We start from the raw sequence: 21,778 nt of genomic DNA, 5'->3' as shown, positions 1-21,778 counted from the left end.
AGCCACCGAAGTCGGGCTGATCGCCGGTCAGTCGACGGTTCGGTTGCTGACCTTGTAGTCGTAGACGTCGGTTTCGGCCTCGTCGAGACCGAAGCTGATGATCCGTTTCGGGTGAATGCGGATGATGGCGCCGTCGAAGCCTGTCTGTGCGAGGTCGACAGCCCAGGCGGAGTCGGTGGGCTCGGTGATCGCCTCGCCTTCACCGCGGATCTCTACGCACCGTGGCCGCCACGGCTCCAACGAGACGAAGTCGTCGATGACGAACGCCAGCTGACCGTTCTCGGCGACGTTGCGGAACTTCCTGCTGACGGCCATCGCGCGGCCGGCGATGTCGACCGTGCCGGTGCTTTCGTTGACCCGGAACCCGACCGGGCTGACCTGGAGGGTGCCGTTCGGCTGCACGGTCGCCAGCCGCCCCAGCCGTTGCGTGGACAGGTACTCGAGTTCGGCCTTGGTGATGGACATGACGTGCCTTTCTAACTGTCGGATTTCGGTGCGGCAACGCCAGTGAGTCGGGGAAACAGGCCCCGCGCATTGGCCGTCGTCAGCGACCGCCAGGTGGCTCCCTCGACCGGCGGCCTGGTGGCATCGACGGCCGCGATGTGTCTGTCGGCGACCGGGGCCGGAGTCCAGCAGTAGTCGCTGCCGAACAGCAGGCGGTCCGGGAGAGCGAGTTCGAGGAGCGCCGGAAGGTGCCGCGGCAAGGCTGGGCCGGCGATGTCGTAGTACAGGCGACGCAGTTGTTCCACGGCGTCGGGCGCGTCCGGTTGTGGTGAGCCCAGGAACATCGCCATGAACTCGTTGATGCGGTCGGCCAGGACCGGCAACGCACCACCACAATGCGGAACGATCACTGTCAGGTCCGGGTATCGCTCGAGCACCCCCGACATGAGCAGATCCGTCACGGTCCGCGCGGTGTCGAAGATGTACTCGACCATCGGGCGGGGCCGCCCGAGCGCCGACTGTTCCCAGCACACCGGCGAGGTGGGATGCAGGAAGGCGACGGCCCGGCGTCGGTCCAGCTCCGCGAAGACCGGCTCGAAGCTGCTGTCCCCCAGGTACTTGCCGCGAGCATTGGTCATCAGTACGACGCCGTCCGCGCCGAGATGATCGATGCTGTAGGCAACCTCTTCGAGGGCGCCCTCGACATCGGGCAGCGGGACAGACGCGAAGAACCCGAACCGGTCCGGATGATCAGCGACCAGACCAGCGGCGTCCTCGTTGACCTCCCGGGCCAGCCGGCGGGCGCTGTCGTCGTCTCCGAAGTGCACGCCCGGAGAGGACATCGACAGCAGGGCAGCCTGGATGCCGTTGCGATCCATCAACTCCAGGTGCGCCTCCGGCGACCAGACCGGCCACCGGTCCATTCCGTCGGGATGGGCATGGCCGGCGGTGGTCGCCTGGCGGACGTACGACTCCGTGAGGAAATGCGTGTGGACGTCGATGAATTGGGACTCGGACGATGTCATAGCGCTTGTCCTGGTTCGGTCATTGCGACGCGTCGGCATACCGGTCGGCCAGCGATGATCGGCTTCCTGCGGCGAGGAGAGCACGCTCGGCCTCCTGCAGCCGGTCCAGTGCCTCAGTCCCCGACAGTCCCGGTGCACATACCGTTTCGCCTCGGGCGAGCGCGACCGCGGTCGCGGTTGCGACGTCCTCGGCAGACATTGCGTCCGGGCGGTTGCGGTTGGCCCCGCCGGACCATTCGGTCGCAACCTGCCCCGGGCAGACCACCATGGCCTGGACGCCGGTCCCGACCAGTTCGGTCGCCAGCGTGCGCGTGAACGCGACCGTCGCCGACTTCGCTGCCGCGTACAGGGTACGAGCCGGCAGCTGGGCGGCGGTCATGCCCGAACTGAACGCCAGCAACGAGGCGATCGTCACGATGGCGCCTTCGCCCTTGGCCAACAGCGACGGAAGTACGGCGTGCGAGAGGGTGACCGGGGCAGTGGAGTTGAGGCGCCACAGCGCATCGACGTCAGCGGCGGACACCTCGCGCAGTGGGGCATAGCCCGCAGCGCCGGCGTTCGAAATCAGCAGATCCAGGTCGCCTGCCGCGGCTCGCTCAGCCGCGCCGGCCAGCCCGTCGGGAGTGGACAGATCGGTGACGAGGGTCTCCGCCGAGGCACCGAACCTCGCGGTGCCGGCGGCAACCTCTTCGAGGCGATCACTCCGGCGCGCGAGCAGTACCAGGTCGTAGCCGCGTTCCGCGAAGGCCAGCGCCAACGCGGCACCGATTCCGCCGCTGGCGCCGGTGATCAAAGCCTTTGGTCGAGGAGTCATACCAAAAATATAGCACTTGATGCGTATCAAGTACTTGATGCGTCGCAGGTGCAATAGAGTGTGTCCATGGACAGGCCCCGCTCCACCACTGGTGATCCTGACGCGTTGGACCGGGTGACGTGGGCGTTGCGGAGGGCGGATCTGGCCATGCAGACGGTGAAGGAGCCGCCGTTGCGCGCAGTAGGCATGTCCGGCTCGCAGTACGCCGTACTGATGAACCTGCGGACCACGCCTGGCATCACCGGAGCGGAACTGGCCCGATTGGTCGGCATCACGCCACAGGCGGTCGCCCTCCTGACCGCCAAGCTGATCGAGCGAGGGCTGATCGAACGGCGATTGCATCCCCGGCACCGCAGCGTGCAGGAGCTTCACCTCACCGAGAACGGTCACGCGGACCTCGAGAAGGCCGAGCGCATCATCAGCGACCTCGAAAGACACGTCCGCGAGTCGCTGGGCCCCCAGCGGTACGGCCAACTCCGCGACCTCCTCGGCCACGTCCTCCAAGCGCTCCCCGACTGGACTCCCCCGGCACCGTCCTGACGAGTGGGCTCGGCGACCGTGTCTCCTGCCGTCCGTAGCTACTTGGCATCGGCGGCGAAGACCTGCTTGGCGATGGTCATCGCCGACATGGCCTTGGGCCAGCCGCAATAGAAGGCCAGATGGGTGATGGCCTCGATGAGCTCGCTCTCGGTGGCGCCGTTCCGTTTGGCGTAGTCGAGGTGGAAGACGAGCTGCTCGGTGTTGCCGCCCGCGGTCAGCGCGGCGACGGTGATGAGACTGCGCTCCTTGGCGCCCAGCTCGCTGCGCTCCCAGACTTCACCGAAGAGCACATCGTCGGTGAAGTGGACGAGCCCGGGGGCGAACTCGCCGAACATCTTCTGCGCGCCAGACGGTTCCTGGCCGGCGTTGGTGTCGGACATGCTGCTTCTCCTCCTCAGTGCGGGCGATACGGAGTTCCATCCTTGTGTGCTTGGCCGAAACGGAACAGGGAGGGAACTGTCCCCCTGACATGAGCGGCGACGAGTGCCATCGTGGGGCACATGCTCAGGAGCTCGAACCTCCGTGAGATGGGAGAGTTCCTCAAGGCTCGCCGGGCCGAACTCACTCTCGGCGATGTGGGACTGCCCGAAAGCCGGCAGCAACGCCGGGTGCCCGGACTGCGCCGCGAGGAGGTCGCCCTCCTGGCGGCTATCAGCACCGCGACCTACACCCGTCTTGAACAGGGCCGAGCACAGGCCGCCGGCCCGGTCCTCGGCAAGCTCGCCCAGGTACTGCGACTGAGCGAGGATCAGCGCAATTACCTGTTCGAACTCGCCGGGAAGGATGTCTTCCATCGCCGCTACCGGCGCGCGCGGCAGACGGTCCAGCCCTACCTGCAGCGCCTTCTGAACGATCTGCCCGCGATCCCCGCGTTTGTGCTCGGTCGCCGCACCGACATCCTCGCGTGGAACGAGATGGCCGCTGCCCTGGTCACCGACTTCGGGCAGATACCGCTGAAGCAACGTACCTACGTCAGGCTGCTGTTCACCGACCCCGCGATGCGCACGCTCTACCCGGACTGGGAGAACGTCGCCCGGAGGGCTGTGGCGCAGCTGCGGACCGAGGCAGCACGCACTCAGGGCGATCCGCGGATGAGCACCCTGGTCGGCGAGCTGTCGACGCGGGACGAGCAGTTCAGAACGTGGTGGGCTGCTGAGGTCGTCGCCGGCCGTGGGATCGGAGCCAAGGACCTGAACCACCCGGTGGTCGGCGCGCTCACGCTCGACTGGGACACCCTCACGAGCGCGGCCGACCCCGAGCAGCATCTCATCGTGTGGACCGCCGAACCCGGCAGCCGTTCCGCCGACTCACTGCGCGTCCTGGCGTCCTGGGCAGCGGGGAACCGACTTATCCGGGGATGAATCTGTCCCTGTTCGGCCCGGACGACCGCTGCAACTGTGGCAGAGCGATCACCCCAAGGAGCCCGCACATGTCCGAATCACCGAACACGATCCTCGTCCGCCGTCTGTACGACTCCGGTATGGCGCCCGAGGTCACCGCCGAGATCATCGCCCCCGACCTGGTCTGGGACATCACCCCCGGCTTCCCCCACAGCGGTATCTACCACGGCTGGGAGAGCGTCAGCCGGGACTTCTTCGGCAACCTCATGCCGGACTACGAGTCCTTTTCCGGCCACGCGGAGCAGTTCTTCGCCGCCGCCGACGATCACGTCGTCGTCCTCGGCCACTACCACGCCGTCAGCAAGGCCGGAGCCGAGGCCGACGCCCGCTTCATCCACCTGTGGACGGTCCGCGACGGCAAGCTGACCCACCTGCGACAGGCCGCCGACAGCCACGTGGTGCGCGAAGTCCTGAACGGCTGACCCGTACCGATCTTCGAAGGAGCACTCCATGGCAAGGATCCTTTTCGTCATCACCGCCGCCACCTACTGGACCCTGGCGGACGGACACCGTCAGCCGGCCGGATTCTGGGCCGAGGAGGCCCTCGGCCCGTATGCGATCTTCAAGGAAGCCGGGTACGAGATCGCCGTGGCCACCCCGGGCGGTATTCCGCCTACCGCCGATGCGCTCAGCCTCACCCCTGACTTCAACGGCGGCCCCGAGGGCGCCGAGCAGATGAAAGCGGCGCTGCGCGGGGCGACCGAACTGGCTGACCCGCTGCGCATCGAGGACGTCCGGATCGACGACTACGACGCCGTCTTCTACCCGGGCGGCTGGGGCCCGATGGAGGACCTGCCCGGCAACGCCGAATCGGGCAGACTGCTCACCGACTGGCTCGCCTCCGGCAAGCCTCTGGCCCTGGTGTGCCACGGTCCAGCAGCACTCCTGGCCACCGTCGACGCCGACGGCAAATCTCCGTTCCACGGCTACCGCCTGACCGGGCTTTCCAACGCCGAGGAAACCCTGAACGGCCTCGCCGGACGAGCAAGCTGGCTGCTGCAGGACCGCCTGATCGCCGACCTCGGCGCGGAGTACCGGGAAACCGCGCCGTTCACCTCGCACGTCGAGGTGGACCGCACCCTCTACACCGGCCAGAATCCCGGCTCGGCCGTCCCGCTCGCCCAGGAACTCCTCAAGGCTCTCGGCTGACGCCGCGCCGCGTCCGTGCCAGGGGCAACCATCAGACAGGGATAGAACTCTCCCTGTGACAACCTCGATCAACGATGCGACGCTGAAGGCATGAACCGCGATCTCCACCGCAGCGACCTCGGCGCGTTCCTCAAGGCACGCCGCGCTGAGCTCGACCCGGCCGCTGTCGGCTTACCCGTCGCGGGCCCGCGACGAGTCGCCGGGCTGCGCCGCGAGGAGGTCGCCGTACTGGCCGCCATCAGCACCGACTACTACTCCCGCCTGGAACAGGGACGGATCCAGGCGTCGCCGCCGGTACTGGAGTCGCTTGCCCGGGTACTGCGTCTGGACGACGATCAGCGCGTCTACATGTACGAACTCGCGGCGAAGGACGACTACCGCCCACCCCGTCGCCGCCCGCACCCCAAGGTCCAGCCGCAACTTCAGCGGATGCTCGACAACATGGCGCTGACACCGGCCTTCGTCATCGGTCCGCGCACCGAAATCGTCGCCTGGAACGCCTTGGGCGCCGCCATGATCACCGACTTCGGGAAGATCCCCGACCAGCAGCGTTACTACATCCGGCTGCTGATCACCGACCCGGCCATGCGCGAGCTCTACGCGGACTGGGAGGGAGTCACCCGGCTCGCCATCGCCCAGCTGCGGATGCACAACGCCGACAACCCGGGCGACGCGAAGTTGGCCGAGCTCGTGGGCGAACTCTCGATCCAGGACACCCAGTTCCGACGGTGGTGGGCTGCACAGGAGGTAGCAACCCGCGACACCGGCACCAAACACCTACGCCACCCGGTCGTCGGGGACCTTCACCTCGACTGGAACGCAGTCACCTGGGCCGCCGATCCCGACCTGCAGATCATCGTCTGGACCGCTGAGCCGGGCACAGCCTCACACGACGGCCTGCGCCTGCTGGCCTCCTGGGCCGCCGACCCCGCCCACCTGAGGTCGACGCTGTGAAGCGGGTGACCTGGCTCGAGCTGTTCTTCGATCTCGTCTTCGTCTTCGCCGTCACCTCGGCGTCGGAGCTGGTGCACAACGATCATTCGTGGCTGGGTGTCTCCCGGGCGCTCATCGTCTTCATCCCGGTCTTCTGGGTGTGGGTCGGAGGCACGATGCACGCGAACCTGCACGAGATCGACACAGTGCGAGGACGACTCGGAATGTTCGGCGTCGCCTTCTGCGGGCTGATCCTCGGCCTGTCGCTGCCCGGGACGTTCGACGGCACCGCCCTCTGGTTCGGCGGAACGTACTGGGTAGCCAGACTCGTTCTGCTGCTCGCGATCCATGGTCTGCCCCATCGCGCCGCCTTCACCACGTTCACCGTGGGCGCATTCCTCACCGGACCACTCTTCGTGGCCGGTGCCCTGCTGCCACCGGCCGGGCGAACGGCGGTCTGGGCCGTCGCCGCGCTGACCGACCTCAGCGTTCCGTTCCTGGCACGCAAACGCCTGAGCTCAGCGCCCTTCGACGCATCCCATGTCGCCGAGCGATTCGGGCTGTTCGTGATCATCGCCTTGGGCGAAACGGTAGTCGCGACCGGGGCCGCCGCGGCGGAACACCAGCTCGACGCCCTCGGGCTCGCTGCTCTCGCCGCTGCCTTCGCCGTTTGTTGCGGACTGTGGTGGGTGTACTTCGCCTTCTCCGCTACAGCCATCCACCAGGCGATCGAGTCGTCCACGGTGCGCATCGACATCATCCGGCCGGTACTGTCCTACGGACATCTGATGCTCATCGCCGGCATCATCGGCGTCGCCGCAGCCATCGGTACCGCCGTACGGGACCCAGCAGAACCCTTGCACCTCGACGCCGCGGCCCTACTCCTGGCCGGCACCTGCATCTACCTCGGCGCGTTTGCCTTCACCCGGTGGCACATGTTCCACACCCTGGCCACGCCCAGACTGATCGCTGCCGCGGCCTGTCTCAGCCTCATCGCCGTGGCACCCAGAATCCCAGCCATCGCCTCCGTCATGCTGCTGGCAGTGCTGCTGATCATTCTCAACATCGTCGAGCACCGCGTCGTCAAGCTCGCCGCCGTTGCCACCAACTGAGGAGTACGTATGCAGTACAGCCGACTCGGGAACTCAGGGCTCAAGGTCAGCCGGATCGCACTGGGCTGCATGAGCTATGGCGACCCCGGCCAGGGTCTGCACGACTGGACCCTCGACGAGGACGCCGCACAGCCGTTCTTCCGCCAGGCGATCGAACTGGGCGTGACGTTCTGGGACACCGCCAATACCTACCAACTCGGCAGCTCCGAGGAGTACGTCGGCCGCGCCGTCAAACGCTACGCCCGCCGCGAGGACATCGTGCTGGCAACCAAGGTCTTCGGCCGCATGCACGACGGACCCGGCGGGCAAGGACTGTCCCGCAAGGCGATCCTCGAACAAGTCGAGGCCTCCCTCACCCGGCTCGGGACCGACTACATCGACCTGTACCAGATTCACCGCTTCGACCCCGGTACCCCGGTCGAGGAAACCATGGAGGCGCTCCACGACGTGGTGAAGGCCGGCAAGGTCCGCTACCTGGGCGCCTCATCGATGTGGGCGTGGCAGTTCGCCAAACTCCAGCACGCGGCTGCCCTCCACGGCTGGACACCGTTCGTGTCCATGCAGGATCAGTACAACCTGCTCAAACGCGAAGAAGAACGCGAAATGCTCCCCCTGTGCGCAGACCTGGGAGTGAGCAGCATCCCGTACTCACCCCAGGCCAAGGGACGCCTCACCCGTCCCTGGGGAACCCAGACGGCGCGCTCATCGACCGACGAGGTCGCCCGTACCTTCGACACCCCCGCCGACGAACCCATCGTCAACGCCGTCCAAGAGATCGCCGAAACCCGCGGCGTCCCGATGGCCCAGGTCGCGATCGCCTGGCTTCTCACCAAGCCCGTCGTCGCGGCCCCCATCGTCGGAGCCACCAAGACCCACCACCTCGACCAAGCGGTCAGCGCGCTGGAACTCCAGCTCAACGACCAGGAGATCCAACGGCTCGAGGCGCCGTACGTCCCGCAGAACGCTTACTGGTACTGACGTTCCCAGGCAAATCGTTGCCTCTGGCATTCACTTTGGCTGCCCGTCCCTACCGGGGTGGGGTGAACCCTCCTGAGACCGTGCTGGGACCGGCTGAGCTCTGGGCGTGGACGTGGTAGCTGTCGCGCTCGACCTTGCGGACGCCGGTGGCGTGGTTGTACTGCGCGGCGAACTCGTGTTGTCCGGCCGGCACGGTGCGGCCTGGCTTGAGGACCCAGCGGTAGAGCAGTGCACCGGCGGACTCCTGAACGGTGACGGTGAAGTCTTCGCTCGGCAGGGTCCGCCAGTTGCCGGTCGCCTGTACGCCGCCGGTCTGGGCAATGCGCAGTTCCACGGTGAGCGAGGTGAGCGGCTGGGTGGTCTTGAGGATCAGGTCGCTCTGGGCCCAGTAGATGATGCTTTTTGCGTCAATCGAGCCTTGGGACCACAGCGGACCGTCCTGGAACCGGCCGGCGGCCGGCGGAGTCGGGCGCGAACTGCTCGGGGCGCTGGTCGGCGCGGTGGTCGGGGCAGGGCGGGTGGTGGCCGGGGCCGGACGGGTGGTGGTGCTAGTGGTGCGCGGCGATGGCGTCGGAGTGGAGGTGACGATCGGGGTCGGGACGGCGGACGTGGGGGCGGTGGCCGGTAGCGATGGGACACCGCCGATGGCGGCAACGGCGAGACCACCGGTCGCCAGGGTGGCGGCGGCGACGAGACCGACGACCGCTGCCCGGGGCCATGACTTCGCGATCGAAGGTGTGCGGCGCCGGACGGTGGGGTCGGCCGCGCCGCGCTCGACGCGCGCCAGGATCCTTGCCCGGTTGGGCTCATGGGCCTCGGCTGCCTCTCGCAGCCGTCGGCTGATGTCTTCGTTCACCGGTTCCTCCTTCCTGCCGCGACTTCGCCGGCTGCTTTTGCGCCGAGCAGCGATTCCAGCTCGGCCATCCCCTTCGAGGTCTGGCTTTTCACCGTACCGACCGATATGCCCAGCGCTGCGGCGGTGTCCTTCTCGGACAGGTCGAACGCGTGGCGCAGGATCACGCAGGCCCGCTTGCGGAACGGCAGCCGGGTGAGTGCGGCCCGGACGTCCAGCACGACCGCAACGTCCGTACCGTCCACCGGTTCTGTACTGCGTGACCAGAACAGCCCTACCCGCCGTCGCTCGCGGACCGTACTCCGGATCCACTCCCGTGCCAGATTGGCCACCACACCGCGGGCGTAGGCGACCGGGTGTTGCGCCGCCCGCAACCGGTCCCAGCGCTGCCACAGGGCGACCAGCGCATCGGCGGCGAGGTCGTCGGCCACGTCCTTCTCGCCGGTCAGGAGGTGGGCGAGACGAGCCAGTTCGGCGTGGTGGCGTTCGAAGAAGTCGTGGAACTCCGCGGACGCGTCGTCGAGGAGCATCTCCCGCGGTCGCCCTCTCCCTACGATGTGCACGTTAACAATCGGCCCGAGCGTAACAGCGCCCCTCAGATGGTCAATGCCGGGCGAACTGGACGCGGGTCGGCTGCGCGACGTCCGGTTTGAGTGCGATCCCGTCGATCGTCAGCCGCTCGCCGTAGATGTCGGTGAGCCTGATCGCTTTGCCGCATCCGCTGCCGTCCGTGGACAGGAAGTAGTTGTAGTCGGTGCGGTGCAGCTTCTGCCAGCCTTTGGCGGTCTTGACCTCGAGCGCTGCCAACGGGTTGCGGTGACCGATCGCCTGGATGCCGCACCAGTACTGGCTGGACCCATCCTTGTAGCGGATGGAGATCTTGCCGGACGAGGCAGGGCTCAGCAGCGTCCAGGTGATCGGGAGCCGGCCGACGGAGAGGTTGGCGAGTTTGGAGAAGGCCTGGTGACTGAGGTCGATCTGCCCGGGTGCGCAGGGCAACGGGCACTCGTTGACAATCCGTACCGTGATGGAGGCGCCATTGGCGGCGCGGACCTGTACATACGCCCCGCAGGCCTTGGCCGACTCGTAGTCGGTGTGGTTCATCGCCGCGATCATCATGTCGCCGGACGGGCCGTACAGGCAGGCACCATTACCGTCAGCTGCCTCGTAGGCGGTCGCGACTCCTCGGTACCGGACGGCGGGCTTGATCCGTCCTGCCAAGGATCCCGCGGTCCCCGCGGACGCGGGGCGCGAGGTGGGTGGAGTGCTGGAAGCCGCGCGCGGGCTGCGAGTAGGCGCAGGCGGCTTGCTGGCGACCGAGGGCTTCGGAGTACGTGGCGAGGGCTTCGGAGTACGGAGTGATGGCGGCGGACTCGTGGCCGGCGGCCGCGTCGGTGCGGTGGTGGCGTCGGCCGTCGCGCCCGGAGAGCCGGAATCGGGCTGCACGCTGGTCTTGGCAGCCGTGACGGACACGTCGGCGGTACGCCGGGGAGCATCGCCGCCCCCGGTGAGAAGCGCGGCAGCCAAGCAGACCGCTACGCCGACAGCCAGCACAGCCAGCGGAATGCCGACGGTCCGCCAGTGCACTTTCGGCAGTTCCGTCCCGCCGTGCCTCGTTGTCCTCATCTGTCCATCCGTTCGGTTGATCGAATCGCCGTCCACCCCCAGTTGCCGCCGAAGGCAAAAAGGTTGCCGCCTCCAAGGCGCAGTTCGAGGGAGGAGGCCCAGGCGGAGCGGTGACCACCCGCATGGGTCCCCATGCGGGTGGCTGTTCGTCACCTCACGTCGTTCGTCGACGGGTGCCTGGTTCAGGGGGACCAGGGGGAGCTGACGAGCCAGCTCACGTCGTCGGCGTACGCATTGCTGTTGTCGAAGGCATTCGTACCGCCGTTGGCGGCGATGTAGACGAGGTTGTTGTAGTGGCGGACGTACCGATCGGCGAAGTTGAGCGATCTGAGTGAGACGCCCTGCGCGTTGCGGCCGGCCTCGGGGCAGAACGTCGCGTCCTGGGCGAACAGGGAACTCCCGTCGCCGGACTGCAGGTAGAGCTGGTAGTTCTGGTGCCGCAGGTACTGTCCGGATGTGTTCTTGGACTCGAACGACACGCAGGAGCTGTTGCCCAGCCCGGTGCGCACGATCCAGGACGCATTGCCCTTCTCGGTGGCGGAACTACCGTTGCCGATGACCGCGGTGTCCACTGTGGTCCCGGTGTGGTGGATGTAGCGGTCGGTGCAACAGGCAGTGGTGGCGCGCAGCGAAACGGACGAGCCGGGCGTCAATCCGGTACCGCCGGAGCCGGTGGCATAACCGGCCGCGGTGATGTTCGCCTGTACCGCGTTCTCGGTGGAGTCCGACGGGTAGCCCGACGTCATCACGCCTTCGTAGAAGGTGCCGCGCGCGCCGACACTGTTGTCGCCGCCGATGCCCAGGATGATGGCCCCTTCCTTCTTCATCGGGTTGTAGCCCGAGGCGTTCGGGCGTACTCCGTCGTAGAAAGTCGACAGGCCGCCGGACTGCCCGTTGCCGCCGCGGATGGCCCAGCGGTTGGGCCCGCCCTTGACGACGGCGGTCAGAAACCGGTGGCTGATGCTCGGGTCGTTGGCGTTGTTCCCGACATTCACACCGGAGAACAGGCCGTTCTCCAGGTCGGCCATGATCCACGGACCGTTGCCGGCTCCGGAACCCCAGGACCTGCTGTTGCCGAAGTAGATGGCCTCCATCGTGCCGTTGCCGTTGTCGCGGCTATTGGTCTCCGCGTTGCCATAGTCGAAACAGCAGCCGCCGTTGTAGTGCGTACCGTCGAAGACGGCATACATGCCCTCCGGCTGGTCGCCGGTCGCGATGCCGTTGGTGTTGTTGTTGCGGTAGCCGGTGCCGGGAGCCACATAGACGCCGTAGGCCTTGTGGCCGCCGACGGTGATCGGTGCCGCGGTGGCGTTGGCGAGATTGTCGTACCCGCCCGCGGCGGGGCCACTGAAGCCGCCAGGGGGCGCCTGGGTGAGGCGGTTGTTCCGGCCGGACTGGTCATAGATGACCGTGATCAGGCAGGTGGTCCCCGCGCAGAAAGAATCCTGGGTACTGGCGTTCGCGACCCCACCCGCGCTCAGCGGGCCGACGTCCCGGGTGGCGTTGTCCGACGCGCGCCTGACTTGGTACAGCGGGCCGTTGTAGGAGCCGTACAACGCCCTGGTGGTGCTGTGTGCCGCCACGCACGGGCTGCCGCCGGCCGCGTAGAGGTCGCACGGTCCCTGCGTAGCAGCCTGCGACGTGCCGGCGCCGACCAGTAGGCTCGTGACGAGCGCGCCGATGACGACCGCAACCGCCGGGAGCGCCGATCGTGGGTGCGCGAAAAATCTCGGGTGTCTTGCCATTGTTGATCCTTCCGTCGCGTCGGGGCGGGTACGAAGCGGAGTAATGTGAGCGCTAACATAACGCCGGGTCCAACGGAGTGCAATGGCTCGTTTTCCGAGCGTGACGGGCAGATCAGGAGGGTCGAGATGTTCCATGGGCCGGTCGTGCCGCGGAGGCCCGCGCGGTTGACGCCGTTGCCGTTGAGCGCTGCGCGGCTCGACCCTGCGTCATTGCTGGGCGCCTGGCAGGAGGTCAACGCCGCGGCCACCATTCCGCACTGCGTCGACAACATCGAGCGCACCGGCGTGATCGAGAACTTCCGCCGGCTGGTGGGCGTACCGGACGTTCCTGAAGGCAACTTCCAGGGGATGTTGTTCGCCGACTCGGATCTCTACAAGACGCTCGAGGCGATCGGCTGGGAGATGGCGCGAACCGGTACCGGCCGGTGGGCCGGATTGCTGTCCGACGTGGCCGAACTGCTGGAGCAAGTGCAGACCCCGGACGGCTACCTCAACACCCGCGTGCAGGGGACGCCGGGCGCGGAGCCGTTCAGTCAGCTCGAGCACAGCCACGAGCTCTATTGCGCCGGCCATCTCATCCAGGCCGCTGTGGCGATCCACCGTGGCGGCGGCGATCCGCGCTTCCTCGCGATCGCCCAGAGATTCGCCGACCTGATCGTCCGCACTTTCACTGCCGACGCCAGTCCGCGGATCGATGGGCACCCCGAGGTGGAGACCGCGCTGATCGAGCTCTACCGCGAGACCGGCGAGGAGTCCTATCTCCGTGCGGCCGAGCTTCAGATCGAACGCCGTGGGCAGGGCGTCCTGGCGCCCGGGGGCCTCGGATCTCAGTACTACCAGGATCACCTGCCGGTGCGGGCCGCGACCGAGGCCATCGGGCACTCGGTACGGCAGCTCTACCTGGCCGCCGGTGTCACGGATCTGCTGTTGGAGAACGGTGACGAGACATTGCTGCACGCGATGACGCAGCTCTGGGACAGCGCCTTCGGCACGAAGATGTACCTCACCGGCGGACACGGCTCGAGACATCGCGACGAGGCGTACGGCGATCCGTACGAGCTGCCTCCCGACCGTGCCTACGCCGAGACCTGCGCCTCGATCGCAGCCGTGCAGTGGTCCTGGCGAATGCTGCTGGCAACGGGACAGGCCCGGTACGCGGAGGAGATGGAGCGTGCGCTGCTCAACGCCGTCGCGGCAGCGATGACAGCCGACGGTACCGCCTTCTTCTACTCCAACCCGTTGCAGTTGCGCACCGGGCACGACGGCTCCCACGAAGATGCGCCCAGCGAGCGGCTGCCGTGGTACGAGTGCGCCTGCTGTCCGCCCAATCTCGCTCGCCTGCTCGCGTCCGTGCACGGCTACGCTGCCACCTCGGACGCCTCCGGACTCCAACTGCATCTCCTCACGGCAGGAACGTTCACGGCGGACACCCTCACCGCGGTGGTCGAAACCGGCTATCCGTGGAGCGGCGAGGTACGGGTGACCATCCGCGGCGGAGGGGAACTCGCAATCCGCATCCCTGCCTGGGCCGCGGGCGCGACCGCCGATGTGACGGCAGGGAAGGTCCTGGCGGAGCCCACGCCGGGTGACTATCTGCGAGTGTCGTGCGAGGACGGCGCGACCGTACGGATCACCCTGCCGATGAAGCCGCGCCTGGTCAGCGCGGACCGACGTGTCGACGCCGTCCGCGGATGTGTGGCCATCCAGCGCGGACCGATCGTGTACTGCGTCGAGCAGGCAGATCTCCCCGACGGCATCACGGTCGAGGAGCTGGCGCTCGACCCTTCAAGCGCCATTCTCGAAGAGGGCGCCGCTCCCGTCCACCTCCGGTTGCCCGCGGTCGCCACGCCCCTCGACGCGACTCTCTATCAGCCTTACCCGCCCGAATCGACCGCCAGTACTCCGGTCACCGTCACCGCGATTCCCTACTACACCTGGGCAAACCGCGAGCCCGGCGCCATGCGCGTCTGGCTCCCCCTGGCCTGACCAGCACCCTCGAACGGAGCTTCATGACGTTTCATTGGCAGACCGCCGACCTGACACTGACCTTCTGCTTCGACGACGGCCCGGTCCGGCTGGATTCGATCCGGCCGCGCGACGAGCCGGGCGACGCCTCCGCGACGACGGACCAGCCTCTGGTGGAGGTGTCGGCGCTCGGCCACGGGCGGGCACCGAGCACATTCCGGCATGTCGAGACGGTGATCGGGAAGCGGCTGCGGTACCAACGGCATGAGCAGAGTGCGGACATGCTCCGGATCGTCCAGCACGACGACGTGACCGGACTGCAGGTCACCAGTTGCTTCAGGGCGCTGACAGGCGTCCAGACCTGGACCGAGGCAACGCTCACCGGTACCGGGCGGCTCGAACTGGATTTCCTGTCGTCGGCGGTGATCGGACTCGGCTCGGTGGACTTCGACCTATTGGCCGGCGACAACGACTGGATGGCCGAGAGCCGCTGGAGCCGCGCAGCGCTCCGTAATACCGCCTTGCCCGACATCCGGACCGCAGTGCATCGTCCACCGCCGCGCACCCGCCGGGCCGTCACCTGCAACGGCTCTTGGTCCACCGGTGAGCGGCTGCCGACCGGGGTGCTCCTGGCACACGACGAGCCGTACTCGCTCGGCTGGCAGATCGAGCACAACGGGCCCTGGCACTACGAGGTCGGCGAGACGCGACAAGGTGGATACCTGTTGCTCAGCGGTCCCACTGACGCCGAACACCAGTGGACCACCTCGATCAGCGCCGACGAGTCGTTCAGCACCGTGCCCGTGTCGCTCGTCGCGGGCCACGGACAGGACAACGCCTTCGCTGCTCTGACCCGCCAGCGGCGTGCCCTGCGCCGGCGCCGTCCGGTCGACGACCGGCTGCCGGTGGTCTTCAACGACTACATGAACACCCTGATGGGCGACCCGACCACGGCCAAGTTGCTGCCGCTGATCGACGCCGCAGCAGATGCCGGGGCGGACTACTTCTGCATCGATGCCGGCTGGTACGCCGATGGCGATTGGTGGAGCACGGTCGGCGCCTGGCAACCGTCGGCGGCCCGCTTCCCCAACGGTCTCGGCGAGGTGATCAGCCGGATCCGCGAGCGTGGCATGGTGCCCGGACTGTGGCTCGAGCCCGAGGTGATCGGCGTCGACTCGCCGCTGGCCAAGGCTTTGCCCGACGACGCGTTCCTCAGCCGGCGTGGCATCCGGTACGCCGAGAGCGGCCGGTACCTGCTGGATCTGCGCAGCGAAGCGGCCCGCGCACATCTCGACGGCACCATCGACCGGCTGGTCGCGGAGTACGGGATCGGATTCTTCAAGCTGGACTACAACACCATGACCGGCCCGGGCTCCGACCTGGGCGGGAAGTCAGCAGGGCAAGGACTGCTCGAGCACAACCGGGCGCACCTGGACTGGCTCGACGGCGTCCAGGCGCGCCACCCCGAGCTGTTGCTGGAGAACTGCGGATCGGGTGCGCTGCGGATGGACTATGCGCTGCTGTCCAGGCTGCACCTGCAATCGACCTCCGACCAGCAGGATCCGTTGCTCTATGCACCGATCGCGGCGGCCGCGGCTGCGTCGGTCCTGCCCGAACAGGCCGGCCACTGGGCGTACCCGGAGACAGGCACGTCGACAGAGAGATTCACGGTCAGCCTGGTGAACGGCATCCTCGGCCGGATGTATTTGTCGGGCTATCTGAACCGGATGACGACGGACGAACTCGACCTGGTCCGGGCCGCCGTTGCGGCGCACCGGGAGGTGCTGACGGAGATCGAGGAGCTGACGCCGTTCTGGCCGCTGGGCCTGCCCGGCTGGACCGACGAGTGGGTCGCCTTCGGCCTGGCGGGTGCCACCACGTCGTACCTGACGTTGTGGCACCGCGCCTCGACCCCTGGCCGGATCGACCTGTCCCTCGGCGGACTGACCGTCGAGGACTTCTTCCCGGCCCAGGCCGGCGACTGGACCTACACCAGCACCGACCAGACGCTGACCGTCACCACCACCTCCCCCGAACCGTCAGCCCGCGTCATCAAACTCGTCCGGCGGAAGTGAGCTCGATGGCAAGGCAGTTCGCGACGTCGACCGGCCGAGCATCCGGGAGCCGGACAACCAGTACTCCGTGAGCCTGCTCGAAGGGAACCACGCCGTGGCCGAGGAGCCGGACCGCGGACACCACCTCGTGATCGGCGAGGCTCCGGATGACGGCGCGACCGTCGTCCGGCCAGGCCAACTGGAAGGCGTAGAGGGTGTCGCCTTTGCGGGTGAAGCGGAAGTCGGTACTGCTCCACTTCACCCGCTCCTCGGTGAACCCGCGAATGACCACTCCCGAAGGTCCCTCGCCGAAGACGCGGAACGGCCTGGTGCCGTAGATGCCTTCACCACACACGCGTGTCCAGGCGCCGAGGTCGTCGAGCAACTGCGAGCATTCCTGATCGAGTGAGCCGTCCGGCAACTGCGGCACGTTGAGCAACAGGTTGCCGTTCTTCGACACGATGTCGACCAGCAACTCGATCACGTGTCCTGAGGTCTTGTAGACGTCGCGGACGTTGTAGAACCAGTCACCGACCGAGGTGTCGGTCTGCCAGGGCTCGGCGTGGATGCCGGGTGTCTGGCTCCGTTCGATGTCCATCACGCCGACCCGGCTCACCTCGGGCCGGCGATCCTTCTGCTGGTAGACGGCACGGTTCGCCCCATGGAGCTGAGCGCTGGTGTTGTACAGCTGGGCAACCGCCTGCAGACCGGGTGTGTACCCGACCTCACCGAACGGCAGCGGCCCGTCGGAGTACAGCAGATCGGGCTGGTAGCGATCGATCATCTCGGTCACCGCCTCCAGCCAATAGGCGTGCCAGCCGGGATCCTCGCTGTACCAGGGATCCTGGACCTCCGTGTCCTCCGCGGGGAGGTACCGCCTGTTGTCGAGGTAGAGGTCCCGGTACGCCGGATCGCTCCCGTCGTACGGCACACCGGCGTACCGGCCGTGTTTGTCGCTGCCCTTGTTGACCGCCGACCAGGTGAGCGTCGCGCCGAGATGCTCGGTGATCCCGAACGGCAACCCTCGCTGGTCCGCGGCGGCCTTCCACAGGGCCACGATGTCCTTGCCGGGCCCGACCTTCACCGAGTTCCACGGGTTCAGCGCCGAGTCGTAGTTGAAGAAGTGGTCGTGATGCACGGCCTGCGCGACGAAGTACCGGGCACCCGCGGCGGCGAAGCGATCCATCAGGGCATCGGGATCGAACCGCTCCGCCTTCCACAACCGGACGATGTCCTTGTAGCCGAACTCGGACGGATGACCGTACGTCCGCAGGTGGTACCGGTACTGGTCCGAGCCCTCCCGGTACATGTTGCGGGCGTACCAGTCGCCGTACCGGGGCACCGACTGCGCGCCCCAGTGCGACCAGATCCCGAGCTTCGCGTCCCGGAACCAGTCCGGGCACTCGAATCTGCCCAGCGAATCGAAGGTCGGCTCGAACTCCTGCATCGGCGAATCCTCTTCCATGGTCTACTTCGGGACCTTGTCGTAGGCGGTCTGCTGGATCTCCAGGTAGCGCTTCAGGCCGAGGCCCTCGAGGCCCTTGACGTAGGCGTCCCAGTCGGTGTCGATGTTCTTCGAGCCGGTGATGAACTGCAGCGCGTTCTGCTGGACGTAGTTCTCCAGGTTGGTCTGCAGCGTCGCGACCTCGCTCGCCAGGGACGGGTCGATCCACACCTTCCAGAACGGGTAGATCTGGGCCTTGTCCTCTTTGCCGGCGTACAACTTCGTGGCGTCGAACAGCTTGCGTTCGTACCCCGCCTGCGAGGTGATGTCGGTGTCGATGACCTCGGAGTTGCGGTACTTCGCGGTGTTGTTGTACTGCGCCAGCGCACCCCAGCCGCTGTTCCGCGGTTTCGACCCGGGCTTCAGGGGAATCTGCTTGAAGCTCGGCTTCAGCGCCTTGTCGAGCGCCACATCGCCGGGACCGGGCTTGGTCCAGGCCTTGCCCTCCGTGCCGAACTGTCCGTTGTTCTCTCCCTCATCGGTGAAGATGTAGTCGAGCATCTTGATCGCCTGGATCTGCTTCTCCGGTGTGGCCTTCGACGTCAGCACGAACGTGGCGCCGGGAATGCTCGGGAAGACGTAGCTGGCGTAGCTCGCGCCACTCGGACCGGTCAGCGGCGGTACCGCGTCGTACTGCTTGTCCCGCCCGTCCGCCGAACCGATGGTGACGAAGATGCCCGAGTGCATGACGGTGCCCGCGCCGAGGATGACCGAGCCGCCGTGGTTGCCCTGCTGCTGCATCGCGTCCGGGTTCTGCGTGAAGGAGCCTTTGTCGATCAGGCCCTCCTTGTAGAGCGAGTTGATGTACCGCAGGCCATCGCGCCAGCCGTCCTTGTTCGCCTGGACGTCGACCTTGCCGTTGTTGAGAACCAGTGTGGTGTTGTTGCCGCCGCTGTTGTTCTGCCCTTGCGGGTCGTAGATGAAGGCGTTCATCAAGTAGGGGATGAGGCTGTCGCGGACGTTCGCGCTGAGCGGGATCTCGTCGGCCTTGCCGTTGCCGTTCGGGTCCTGGGTCTTGAACGCCTGGAGCACCTTCCGCAGGTCCTCGGTGGTCTTCGGCTGCTCGAGGCCCAGCTTCTTCAGCCACGCCGAGTTCATCCACAGCTTGTCCGGGTACGAACAGTGGAAGCAGTCGACCCATTGCGGCATCCCGTAGATCTTGCCGTCCGGCGCGGTCGCCATCGCCTTCCACTCGGGCGTGGCGTCCAGCGCCTTCTTGATGTTCGGCGCGTACTGGTCGATCAGCTGGTTCAGCGGTACGACGACACCCTGCTTGCCGAGCTTGAGCAGCTCCGCCGTGGTGAACTGGTCGACCCACGGGATCAGCAGGTACAGATCGGGGTAGTCGCCGCTGGCCAGCGAGATCTGCCGCTTCTCCTTCGACGGACCGCCGTCGAACGTCGTGGTCTGCCACTTGATGGTGAGGTTGAACTTCTGCTTGATCAGCTTGGTGAAGTCGTTCGTGGCGAGGTTCGTGTCGGCTGACTGCGGCGAGAAGACGTTCAGCGTGACGTCGGGATTTCCGGTGATCGTTGGCAGCGGCTTACCCTGCTCGTTGGTCGAGCCGCCACCGGAACAGGCCGCGAGCGCGATTGCCAGGAGACTGATGCCGGCGATCGCGGCACGCCTCCTCTTTGTGAACTGTACAGACATGTGGTCCCTCACAGGGTCGAGGTGATGCGGAAGATCAGCCCTTCACGGCACCGATCAGGATTCCCTTGGTGAAGTAGCGGGCGACGAACGGATAGATCAGCAGGACCGGCACGCTCGCCACCACGATCAGCGAGTACTTGAGCAGATCGGCCAATTGCTGGCGCTGGATGACCACGGAGGCATCGACCGCCCCACCGCCGGTCGTGTTCAGGATCAAGATGTTGCGCAGCACCAGCTGCAGCGGGAACAGATCCGGGTTCTTCAGATAGATCAGCGCGTCGAAGTACGAGTTCCACTGCATGATCGCGTACATCAGCGCGACCACCGCGATCATCGGTTTGGCCAGTGGGATCACCACCGACCACAGGAACCGCAGGTCGCCACAACCGTCCAGCTGCGCGGCCTCGACCAGCTCCTCCGGGATCGCCGTCCGGAAGTAGGTGCGGGCGATGATGACCTGCCACACGCCGATCGCCTGCGGGATGATCAACGCCCACCTGGTATCCAGCAGACCGACCGACTGGACCACCAGGTAGGTCGGGATCAGGCCGCCGGTGAACAGCATCGTGAACAAGATGAACGTCATCACGGCATTGCGGCCGACCAGCGTGCGGCGCGACATCGGGTAGGCGATCGCGATCGTCATGGTGACGCTGACGATCGTCCCGGCCACGGTGTAGAACAGCGAGTTCAGGTAGCCCTGGACGACCTGCGGGTTGGCGAACACCGCGTGGTACCCGCGGAGCGAGAAGTCCACCGGCCAGAACAGCACCCGGCCGGCCGACACCGCCTCCGGGCTGCTGAACGAACTCGCCACGATGTACAGCAACGGCAGCAGCACGACCGCCAGCAGGACCGCCAGCAAGAGATAGACACAGAAGAGGAAGATGCGGTCCGTCCGCGGCTCCCGGATCCTCCGGGCCCGCGCCGCACGGCGCTCGAGCTTCTTCCCGGGCAACGTTCTAGCTTCAGTCTGAGCGCTCATGACCACAGTCCGTTCCCGGTGATCCGTTTGGCGATCGTGTTGACTCCGAACAGCAGCACCAGGTTGATCACCGAGTTGAGCAGCCCGATCGCGGTCGCCATGCTGAAGTCCGCGTTCAGCAGACCCGTCTTGTACACGTAGGTGGCGATGATTTCGGACTTGCTCAGGTTGAGCGGGTTCTGCAGCAGGAACGCCTTCTCGAAGCCGATCGCCATGATGTTGCCGACGGCAAGGACCAGGATGATCACCGCGGTCGGCATGATGCCCGGCAGATCCACGTGCCGGATCCGCTGCAACCTGCTGGCACCGTCGATCTTGGCCGACTCGTGCAGCGCCGGGTCGATGCCGGACAACGCGGCCAGGTAGATCACCGCGGAGTACCCGGTCGTCTGCCAGACGTCGGACCACACGTAGATGTGCCGGAAGTAGTCCGGATTGCCGAGGAAGTCGACCGCCGGTACCCCGAAGAATCCCAGGCCCTCGTTGACGATGCCCAGCCGCGGCGACAGCACCAGGATCGTCATCGAGACGACGACCACCGTGGAGATGAAGTACGGCGCATACGTCACCATCTGCACCGTCTTCTTGAAGAAGCCGGTACGGATCTCGTTCAGCGCCAGGGCCAGGATGATCGCGAGCGGGAAGCTCGCCGCCACTGTGTAGACCGAGAGCACGAAGGTGTTCTTCACCAGGGTCCAGAACACCGGGTTCTGGAAGAACACTTCGAAGTTCCGCCAGCCGATCCACGGGCTCCCCCAGATGCCCTGGATCACGTTGTAGTCCTTGAAGGCGAGCACGGCGTTCGACATCGGGATGTACTTGAAGACCGCGAACCAGATCAGCGGGACGACCATCAGCAGGTACAGCGTCCAGTGCCGCTGCAGACTGCGTCGCAGACCGGCGACGGTGGTGCGTTCGCGCCGCCGTCGCCGACGCTGCTGCCGCGGCGGTGCTTCGCCGATGGGCGGCGGGATGGTGGTGGGGATTACTGCCATCGG

Annotated in this window: 21 protein-coding genes; 9 read left to right on the top strand and 12 right to left on the bottom strand. The window is 66.7% G+C overall.

Translation table 11 applies throughout. The annotated features are described in order from the left end of the window. Positions 1-27: 27 nt before the first annotated feature. From OHA70_RS21020 to OHA70_RS21010, 3 genes are read right to left on the bottom strand one after another with little or no spacing between them, the layout of a single operon-like run. The gene (locus OHA70_RS21020; RefSeq protein ID WP_328320161.1) at positions 28-465 is read right to left on the bottom strand and encodes a PPOX class F420-dependent oxidoreductase; all 438 of its coding nucleotides are present in this window, start codon (positions 463-465) and stop codon (positions 28-30) included. A gap of 11 nt (positions 466-476) precedes the next feature. Continuing rightward, positions 477-1,469 (bottom strand): amidohydrolase family protein, encoded by a 993-nt coding sequence (locus OHA70_RS21015; protein ID WP_328320159.1) that lies wholly within the window; start codon positions 1,467-1,469, stop codon positions 477-479. A gap of 19 nt (positions 1,470-1,488) precedes the next feature. Beyond that, a complete protein-coding gene (locus OHA70_RS21010) occupies positions 1,489-2,283 on the bottom strand; it encodes an SDR family NAD(P)-dependent oxidoreductase (RefSeq protein ID WP_328320157.1) in 795 nt (264 codons plus the stop codon). A gap of 66 nt (positions 2,284-2,349) precedes the next feature. On the opposite strand from OHA70_RS21010, the gene OHA70_RS21005 reads away from it, so the two are divergent. Continuing rightward, entirely contained in the window at positions 2,350-2,823 is a 474-nt protein-coding gene (locus tag OHA70_RS21005; protein WP_328320155.1) for a MarR family winged helix-turn-helix transcriptional regulator, read from the top strand. Positions 2,824-2,861: 38 nt separating this feature from the next. Here the strand turns inward: OHA70_RS21005 and OHA70_RS21000 are convergent, their stop codons facing one another. Then, a complete protein-coding gene (locus OHA70_RS21000) occupies positions 2,862-3,203 on the bottom strand; it encodes a carboxymuconolactone decarboxylase family protein (RefSeq protein ID WP_328320153.1) in 342 nt (113 codons plus the stop codon). Positions 3,204-3,350: 147 nt separating this feature from the next. Between OHA70_RS21000 and OHA70_RS20995 the strand changes: the two genes are divergently transcribed. From OHA70_RS20995 to OHA70_RS20970, 6 genes are all read left to right on the top strand, one after another. Then, entirely contained in the window at positions 3,351-4,184 is an 834-nt protein-coding gene (locus OHA70_RS20995) for a helix-turn-helix domain-containing protein (RefSeq protein WP_328320151.1), read from the top strand. A gap of 68 nt (positions 4,185-4,252) precedes the next feature. After that, on the top strand, positions 4,253-4,645 hold the full coding sequence (locus tag OHA70_RS20990; RefSeq protein ID WP_328320149.1) for a nuclear transport factor 2 family protein: 393 nt from the start codon (positions 4,253-4,255) through the stop codon (positions 4,643-4,645). Between the two features lie 28 nt (positions 4,646-4,673). Next, positions 4,674-5,372, top strand: coding sequence for a type 1 glutamine amidotransferase domain-containing protein (locus OHA70_RS20985; protein ID WP_328320147.1), 699 nt, complete (start codon positions 4,674-4,676; stop codon positions 5,370-5,372). Between the two features lie 90 nt (positions 5,373-5,462). Continuing rightward, complete coding sequence (locus OHA70_RS20980; RefSeq protein WP_328320145.1) at positions 5,463-6,326, top strand: helix-turn-helix transcriptional regulator; 864 nt, start codon at positions 5,463-5,465, stop codon at positions 6,324-6,326. Further along, positions 6,323-7,417 carry a low temperature requirement protein A gene (locus OHA70_RS20975; protein WP_328320143.1) on the top strand — a complete coding sequence of 365 codons (1,095 nt, stop codon included), beginning with the start codon at positions 6,323-6,325 and terminating at the stop codon, positions 7,415-7,417. Before OHA70_RS20980 ends, OHA70_RS20975 begins: the two co-directional genes overlap by 4 nt. A gap of 9 nt (positions 7,418-7,426) precedes the next feature. Beyond that, a complete protein-coding gene (locus tag OHA70_RS20970) occupies positions 7,427-8,395 on the top strand; it encodes an aldo/keto reductase (RefSeq protein WP_328320141.1) in 969 nt (322 codons plus the stop codon). A gap of 49 nt (positions 8,396-8,444) precedes the next feature. Here the strand turns inward: OHA70_RS20970 and OHA70_RS20965 are convergent, their stop codons facing one another. The 4 genes from OHA70_RS20965 to OHA70_RS20950 form a co-directional block, all read right to left on the bottom strand. Further along, positions 8,445-9,251: a hypothetical protein gene (locus OHA70_RS20965; RefSeq protein WP_328320139.1), complete on the bottom strand. Its 807-nt coding sequence runs from the start codon at positions 9,249-9,251 to the stop codon at positions 8,445-8,447. Beyond that, entirely contained in the window at positions 9,248-9,778 is a 531-nt protein-coding gene (locus OHA70_RS20960) for a SigE family RNA polymerase sigma factor (RefSeq protein WP_328320137.1), read from the bottom strand. The genes OHA70_RS20965 and OHA70_RS20960 overlap by 4 nt, the downstream gene beginning before the upstream one ends. A gap of 73 nt (positions 9,779-9,851) precedes the next feature. Beyond that, the gene (locus OHA70_RS20955) at positions 9,852-10,874 is read right to left on the bottom strand and encodes an expansin EXLX1 family cellulose-binding protein (RefSeq protein WP_328320135.1); all 1,023 of its coding nucleotides are present in this window, start codon (positions 10,872-10,874) and stop codon (positions 9,852-9,854) included. Positions 10,875-11,056: 182 nt separating this feature from the next. Then, positions 11,057-12,619, bottom strand: a complete 1,563-nt coding sequence (locus OHA70_RS20950; protein WP_328320133.1) for an alpha-L-arabinofuranosidase B — start codon at positions 12,617-12,619, stop codon at positions 11,057-11,059. 126 nt (positions 12,620-12,745) lie between these two features. On the opposite strand from OHA70_RS20950, the gene OHA70_RS20945 reads away from it, so the two are divergent. Next, positions 12,746-14,605 (top strand): glycoside hydrolase family 127 protein, encoded by a 1,860-nt coding sequence (locus tag OHA70_RS20945; protein WP_328320131.1) that lies wholly within the window; start codon positions 12,746-12,748, stop codon positions 14,603-14,605. A gap of 23 nt (positions 14,606-14,628) precedes the next feature. After that, complete coding sequence (locus OHA70_RS20940; RefSeq protein ID WP_328320129.1) at positions 14,629-16,659, top strand: glycoside hydrolase family 36 protein; 2,031 nt, start codon at positions 14,629-14,631, stop codon at positions 16,657-16,659. Here OHA70_RS20940 and OHA70_RS20935 read toward each other — a convergent pair. From OHA70_RS20935 to OHA70_RS20920, 4 genes are read right to left on the bottom strand one after another with little or no spacing between them, the layout of a single operon-like run. Further along, positions 16,637-18,085, bottom strand: coding sequence for an alpha-L-fucosidase (locus OHA70_RS20935; RefSeq protein WP_328320127.1), 1,449 nt, complete (start codon positions 18,083-18,085; stop codon positions 16,637-16,639). The genes OHA70_RS20940 and OHA70_RS20935 overlap by 23 nt on opposite strands. 21 nt (positions 18,086-18,106) lie before the next feature. Beyond that, positions 18,107-19,795, bottom strand: coding sequence for an ABC transporter substrate-binding protein (locus tag OHA70_RS20930; protein ID WP_328320125.1), 1,689 nt, complete (start codon positions 19,793-19,795; stop codon positions 18,107-18,109). A gap of 34 nt (positions 19,796-19,829) precedes the next feature. After that, on the bottom strand, positions 19,830-20,780 hold the full coding sequence (locus OHA70_RS20925; RefSeq protein ID WP_328320123.1) for a carbohydrate ABC transporter permease: 951 nt from the start codon (positions 20,778-20,780) through the stop codon (positions 19,830-19,832). After that, positions 20,777-21,775, bottom strand: coding sequence for an ABC transporter permease (locus OHA70_RS20920; protein ID WP_328320121.1), 999 nt, complete (start codon positions 21,773-21,775; stop codon positions 20,777-20,779). The genes OHA70_RS20925 and OHA70_RS20920 overlap by 4 nt, the downstream gene beginning before the upstream one ends. Positions 21,776-21,778 lie beyond the last annotated feature (3 nt).

The sequence above is a fragment of the Kribbella sp. NBC_00382 genome, assembly GCF_036067295.1.
Classification (GTDB): domain Bacteria; phylum Actinomycetota; class Actinomycetes; order Propionibacteriales; family Kribbellaceae; genus Kribbella.
Note: the sequence above shows the minus strand (reverse complement) of the source record. Positions and strands in the feature narration are given on the sequence as shown.

Excerpts from the sequence above, each read along its gene's own strand:
- OHA70_RS20940 (WP_328320129.1), top strand. The coding sequence starts at position 14,629 with ATGACGTTTCATTGGCAGACCGCCGACCTGACACTGACCTTCTGCTTC.
- OHA70_RS20990 (WP_328320149.1), top strand. The coding sequence starts at position 4,253 with ATGTCCGAATCACCGAACACGATCCTCGTCCGCCGTCTGTACGACTCC.
- OHA70_RS20930 (WP_328320125.1), bottom strand. The coding sequence starts at position 19,795 with ATGTCTGTACAGTTCACAAAGAGGAGGCGTGCCGCGATCGCCGGCATC.
- OHA70_RS20925 (WP_328320123.1), bottom strand. The coding sequence starts at position 20,780 with ATGAGCGCTCAGACTGAAGCTAGAACGTTGCCCGGGAAGAAGCTCGAG.
- OHA70_RS20985 (WP_328320147.1), top strand. The coding sequence starts at position 4,674 with ATGGCAAGGATCCTTTTCGTCATCACCGCCGCCACCTACTGGACCCTG.
- OHA70_RS20980 (WP_328320145.1), top strand. The coding sequence starts at position 5,463 with ATGAACCGCGATCTCCACCGCAGCGACCTCGGCGCGTTCCTCAAGGCA.
- OHA70_RS20970 (WP_328320141.1), top strand. The coding sequence starts at position 7,427 with ATGCAGTACAGCCGACTCGGGAACTCAGGGCTCAAGGTCAGCCGGATC.
- OHA70_RS21005 (WP_328320155.1), top strand. The coding sequence starts at position 2,350 with ATGGACAGGCCCCGCTCCACCACTGGTGATCCTGACGCGTTGGACCGG.
- OHA70_RS21020 (WP_328320161.1), bottom strand. The coding sequence starts at position 465 with ATGTCCATCACCAAGGCCGAACTCGAGTACCTGTCCACGCAACGGCTG.
- OHA70_RS20935 (WP_328320127.1), bottom strand. The coding sequence starts at position 18,085 with ATGCAGGAGTTCGAGCCGACCTTCGATTCGCTGGGCAGATTCGAGTGC.
- OHA70_RS20960 (WP_328320137.1), bottom strand. The coding sequence starts at position 9,778 with ATGCTCCTCGACGACGCGTCCGCGGAGTTCCACGACTTCTTCGAACGC.
- OHA70_RS20995 (WP_328320151.1), top strand. The coding sequence starts at position 3,351 with ATGGGAGAGTTCCTCAAGGCTCGCCGGGCCGAACTCACTCTCGGCGAT.
- OHA70_RS20920 (WP_328320121.1), bottom strand. The coding sequence starts at position 21,775 with ATGGCAGTAATCCCCACCACCATCCCGCCGCCCATCGGCGAAGCACCG.
- OHA70_RS20945 (WP_328320131.1), top strand. The coding sequence starts at position 12,746 with ATGTTCCATGGGCCGGTCGTGCCGCGGAGGCCCGCGCGGTTGACGCCG.
- OHA70_RS21015 (WP_328320159.1), bottom strand. The coding sequence starts at position 1,469 with ATGACATCGTCCGAGTCCCAATTCATCGACGTCCACACGCATTTCCTC.
- OHA70_RS21010 (WP_328320157.1), bottom strand. The coding sequence starts at position 2,283 with ATGACTCCTCGACCAAAGGCTTTGATCACCGGCGCCAGCGGCGGAATC.
- OHA70_RS21000 (WP_328320153.1), bottom strand. The coding sequence starts at position 3,203 with ATGTCCGACACCAACGCCGGCCAGGAACCGTCTGGCGCGCAGAAGATG.
- OHA70_RS20950 (WP_328320133.1), bottom strand. The coding sequence starts at position 12,619 with ATGGCAAGACACCCGAGATTTTTCGCGCACCCACGATCGGCGCTCCCG.
- OHA70_RS20955 (WP_328320135.1), bottom strand. The coding sequence starts at position 10,874 with ATGAGGACAACGAGGCACGGCGGGACGGAACTGCCGAAAGTGCACTGG.